Genomic DNA, 4,345 nt, shown 5'->3' with positions numbered 1-4,345 from the left:
AGACACTGCGAAGAATGAGCAGATGTCGCACTTGTGCCAGTGGTGAAAGGGAGTGAATTTCGCAAAAATCAACATTGAACGATAACAAAGCCTTAGAAATAAACCATTGGTGTGTAACAATACCAATAAATCATACCGAACGAATAAATTAGCCAATTTGTCCAAGATAAAAACCATAACGTTTTTGTAAAAATAGAATAGGATGTAGGAAGCAGATGATCTTTGATTACGGGATTGTCTGCTTCCTTTTTTTAAACTGTGAACCAATCTTTGTTTCCATTGGACAGGCGTTAGGCAAACTATCAATAGGGTGGGGAGAGATGATGAATGGGTGTGGAAGAACTAACAGATTTAATGATTGAAATTAAAAAAATGGGTGAGAGGGACCTAAACATAGAAACGGATGAAATGTTAACCGTGATCCGCCACAAATTGATGGAACATCTGGATAAAAATATTACCCTTGAGGAGCTGGAGAAACTGGAAAACTAGCTCCAGGAGGGAATAAGCTGGCAAAAGGTAACTCGATGAAGAAAGCATTATAGTATAAAAGATAAATCCATCCACTCTCTAATGGGATCAAAACAGACACAATCTTCGTCAAAGCAGAGAATACGTAAAACCAATGGGGCTTTAGAATCAGTGAGAGTGGATACTATTCTATTCTTTGTCTTCACTGTGACAACTATATAATGAAAAAAAGAAAAAATGTGAATAAAATCCTCTTTTTTCCAAATACTAAGGAAAACATAAATGAGGTGAGTCTGATGGGACTATTTAATGCTATTTCAGAATGGTCGAATAATAGATATCAAAAGAAGGTTGAGAAGATGGAAGCGAGAGGCCATTGCCCCGATTGCCGCGGCCGTGGATTTCATACGTTTCCAAATGAGTACTTCTATGCCCCAACCTATGACTGCCCTGGATGTAACGGAACAGGGTCGTTCGCAGACTGGGAAAGATAAGATGATCGTGGGAAGTTTCTGCAGAATTCCAATTTCTGAGGAGGTGCATGACGACAAGTGCCAGGCACCTCCCGAAATATGTCGAACGATTTTTCGGAACGGACGTTCCCTTCCCACGGAGTTAGTGGTAAGATAGATAGGAAAAGGACCTCAATTTTATTCACCTCCCAGCAGAACTCCCTTAAGCGCAACAAACTTTCCATTCTTCCAACCAAGCAAGCAACCAAGCAGCAACCAACCAACCCGAAAAAATCTTCAGTAAACATTTTTTCAAATATTCAGCTGTATTGACGCAGATTTTTCCTTCCAACAAATAAAAGCGAATGAAAATCTATCCCACCTTTTTAATTCCAACTCAATTCCAACCCAATCCAAACCAAATCCCAACTCAATTCTTCAAACAAGCAAATCGAATCCAACCACCATATCCCCCAGAAAGAAGGTCCCCACAATGGGCAGAAAACGTAGAGAATGGATACCTGGCCACTTTTATCATATTGGAGCCCGCGGAAACCGCCGAGACCCACTATTCAAAGACCCCTCAGACTTTAACACCATGTTCCACGTACTGGAAAATGTTTATCAAAAGACACCGTTTCACCTCATCTCCTACTGCTTCATGACAAACCACTACCATCTGCTGATGAGATCACACACCGACCCATTATCTAAAATTATGGCCAACGTGAACAAACGATACGCAAGCTACTATAACAATAAGTACAACCTGACAGGCCACGTATTTGAAAAACGATTCTTCGCAGGTCACATCAAAAGCCTCCCGAACTTACTCGGCGTCAGCCGCTACATCCACCGCAACCCCGTCGAGGCAAAAATGGTAAGAACCCCTAAAGAATATTACTGGACCAGTTTTTGGTATTACTCGACACCAGCCTGCACTCCCCCCAAATACATCGACACCGACCACCTGCTCACCTACTATCCCGGCACAAATGAAGAAAAACGCAGACAGTATCTGGACTGGTGCGAAGAAGAATTGGACGAGGAGGAGCGTCTCCTTTGGGAAAACAATCGTACTAGAAAAAAACATAGAAAAGGAGACAAGAGAGTGTAGTTTTTAGGCAAATGGAGTTTTGTATTTTTTTATACAAGAGAATACATCTAGAAATAATCAATAGATTCTAAACTAATATGGAGGGGAAAAACATGGCAATTCATCAAGAACCAATTGACTTTATCGACATTCAGGCACCACAGCACGGAGAAGGATCATATTATCGAGTAATCTATGGAGATGTTGACTGGTACGAAGACCAAAATTTTAGGAGGGCGATCTATATTATTATGGGTACAAGCACAGGCTTAAAATATAGACGAGTTCCCCATATTCTCACAACCCCAAACGAGCCTTTCGAACTGACGGATCTGGACAAAGTATTAGCTGCTATCAATGTACTCAAAGAACGCAACCACTTTCACTAATTGGTGCCAGCGTATAATGGTAAATAAGTCAATAATGAATTTTGGCTAAAAAAGGGTAACTCAAACTAAACCTTCCGTTTTCCATTTTTTTGAAAAGGATCAACTATCACAGAACAATATAAAAGGACTCTTCTACGACGTGAAAGGATCTTGCGTTTTCATACTACAGAGGTACCGCCTAGTAAATACAACTTTTTCTTCACGTATTATTCGTACTTGCAGGACAAGATCCATTACGCTGGCACGCGAGGTCTAAAGCCTCAGGCACAATAAACAATGTGATCTAACGTCCTAGAGGAGTCCCTGTTTTAACCTTCTAAATTTAACTTCTAATTTTTATATCTTATATGTTTTATACATAGGATTTATAAATTGGTTGCTTTGATTATTATAAATAGATTTTTACTTTCTAAGCCGATTGGTGGTAAGTTTCAGACGCTACGAACTTTTCATAAAAACGTTTTATATTAGGACTATGCAGCTTTTTATATAATTCATTGTATAAACGATAATTCCCCTGGTTAGTACGGTATAAAGTATTGTTTCGGATCATTGAAAAGGCTAAACGTATCATACGATTCCCTAATGCCACGTATGCTTGTCGGTGGTGTTTCCCACGTTCTTTGAACGCTTTGTACCTTTGATTCATCTCTGGGTTATTATGGGCCAATGATCTCCCTACTTGGTAAACAATATTTCTAAATTGCCTTCTTCCTTGCTTTGAGACTCCATAGTAGGAAGGATTTCTGTCGCCTGACTGCTTGACAATTGGATTCGTTCCAGCCATCTTGATTAATTGCCCTGCATGATCAAAATCCGATATATCGCCCATTTCCGCAAACAATTCAGCACCAGTCACAACACCTATTCCAGGGACGCTTAGGAGAATTCCACCGTCGGTTTCAATGAAAAGATCCTCTATCCTTTTCTCTAGCTCTTTAATATTCCTATCGAGTAAATCAAACTGATCTAACTTTTGGTTAAGAAGAAATTGTTCTGATTTTACCAATTGTTTTCCTCTTGAAATGGAGTTTTGAGCGAAATCTAGTAATATATCAATACTTTCATCTCGTATTTTGAGATTATGATCAACAGATACTTTGCGTAGCCCTTCGGCCCCAAGAGTAAGTATATCGCTAGGATGTAAATAATGGCGCATGATAAACCGTGAGGTTTTCCCAAAGAGATCCGAAAAGGGTTTCACTTTTTCTCTTTTTCCATCGACCCATACACTTTTTCCTTGAAACTCTCTAAATATATGATCAATATAAGACCTTATTAAATTCTTCATTGTAGACATTTCTTTCACTAATTCACGGCGAGCACGTGTTAATTTTTGTAGTTCACGTATCTTTCCGCTCGTCAAATCGGCGAATGTACCATGTCCATTTATTAGTACTTGGATGATAGCCATGAGATCCAGGTTATCTGTCTTCGACCAATTTAAAAGTGCTTCTCGTTCCTTGGCGGTAGTCGCTGAATTAATGATACGAACATGAAACCCTGCAAGATGACAATGAAGAACTAGGTCCTCATAGTAATGCCCTGTTGTCTCCACTCCGACTACAATCTCCTTCTTGCCATATTCTTTTTCTATTTTGCTTACTAGTTCCTTGACCCTTTCAATTCCCGTAAGGGATGCATCGAACTCAAATGGGCTTACAATGATTTCCCCAAAATAGGTACTAACCATCCCTTTATGGGTGTACTTTGCTGCATCCACTCCCACTAATAATATATTCTCTGTTCCTACGTCTTTAATAAACTTAGCCCATCGACTTCCATTTTTCCCTTGAATGTGTTTGAATATAGAATGAGTCATCGTTTTCTCTCCTTTGGTTGGGATAGTATATTAGAAGTTCTGTGATAGGTACTTCTATACTACTAGAAAACGGTGACCTTTTTTATTATCTTGATCTATTTACTATACTAGGCAC

At 39.4% G+C, this 4,345-nt stretch carries 5 protein-coding genes; 4 read left to right on the top strand and 1 reads right to left on the bottom strand.

The genetic code is table 11. From position 1 onward, the window contains the following. Positions 1 to 327 precede the first annotated feature (327 nt). The 4 genes from KS419_RS05410 (at position 328) to KS419_RS05395 (ending at position 2,408) form a co-directional block, all read left to right on the top strand. Complete coding sequence (locus KS419_RS05410) at positions 328 to 492, top strand: hypothetical protein (RefSeq protein ID WP_217065054.1); 165 nt, start codon at positions 328 to 330, stop codon at positions 490 to 492. A gap of 275 nt (positions 493 to 767) precedes the next feature. Further along, positions 768 to 965: a methionine aminopeptidase gene (locus KS419_RS05405; protein WP_217065053.1), complete on the top strand. Its 198-nt coding sequence runs from the start codon at positions 768 to 770 to the stop codon at positions 963 to 965. 451 nt (positions 966 to 1,416) lie between these two features. Beyond that, positions 1,417 to 2,040 (top strand): transposase, encoded by a 624-nt coding sequence (locus KS419_RS05400; RefSeq protein ID WP_246593665.1) that lies wholly within the window; start codon positions 1,417 to 1,419, stop codon positions 2,038 to 2,040. A gap of 92 nt (positions 2,041 to 2,132) precedes the next feature. Further along, a complete protein-coding gene (locus KS419_RS05395) occupies positions 2,133 to 2,408 on the top strand; it encodes a hypothetical protein (RefSeq protein ID WP_217065052.1) in 276 nt (91 codons plus the stop codon). Positions 2,409 to 2,817: 409 nt separating this feature from the next. On the opposite strand, the gene KS419_RS05390 is transcribed toward KS419_RS05395, so the two are convergent. Beyond that, positions 2,818 to 4,230: an IS110 family RNA-guided transposase gene (locus tag KS419_RS05390; RefSeq protein ID WP_217065051.1), complete on the bottom strand. Its 1,413-nt coding sequence runs from the start codon at positions 4,228 to 4,230 to the stop codon at positions 2,818 to 2,820. Positions 4,231 to 4,345 lie beyond the last annotated feature (115 nt).

This window comes from Evansella tamaricis, assembly GCF_019042215.1.
GTDB classification, from domain to species: domain Bacteria; phylum Bacillota; class Bacilli; order Bacillales; family Salisediminibacteriaceae; genus Evansella; species Evansella tamaricis.
Note: the sequence above shows the minus strand (reverse complement) of the source record. Positions and strands in the feature narration are given on the sequence as shown.

What these genes read in the sequence shown, in the direction of transcription:
- KS419_RS05410 (WP_217065054.1), top strand. Translation starts at nt 328, where the DNA reads ATGGGTGTGGAAGAACTAACAGATTTAATGATTGAAATTAAAAAAATG.
- KS419_RS05405 (WP_217065053.1), top strand. Translation starts at nt 768, where the DNA reads ATGGGACTATTTAATGCTATTTCAGAATGGTCGAATAATAGATATCAA.
- KS419_RS05400 (WP_246593665.1), top strand. Translation starts at nt 1,417, where the DNA reads ATGGGCAGAAAACGTAGAGAATGGATACCTGGCCACTTTTATCATATT.
- KS419_RS05395 (WP_217065052.1), top strand. Translation starts at nt 2,133, where the DNA reads ATGGCAATTCATCAAGAACCAATTGACTTTATCGACATTCAGGCACCA.
- KS419_RS05390 (WP_217065051.1), bottom strand. Translation starts at nt 4,230, where the DNA reads ATGACTCATTCTATATTCAAACACATTCAAGGGAAAAATGGAAGTCGA.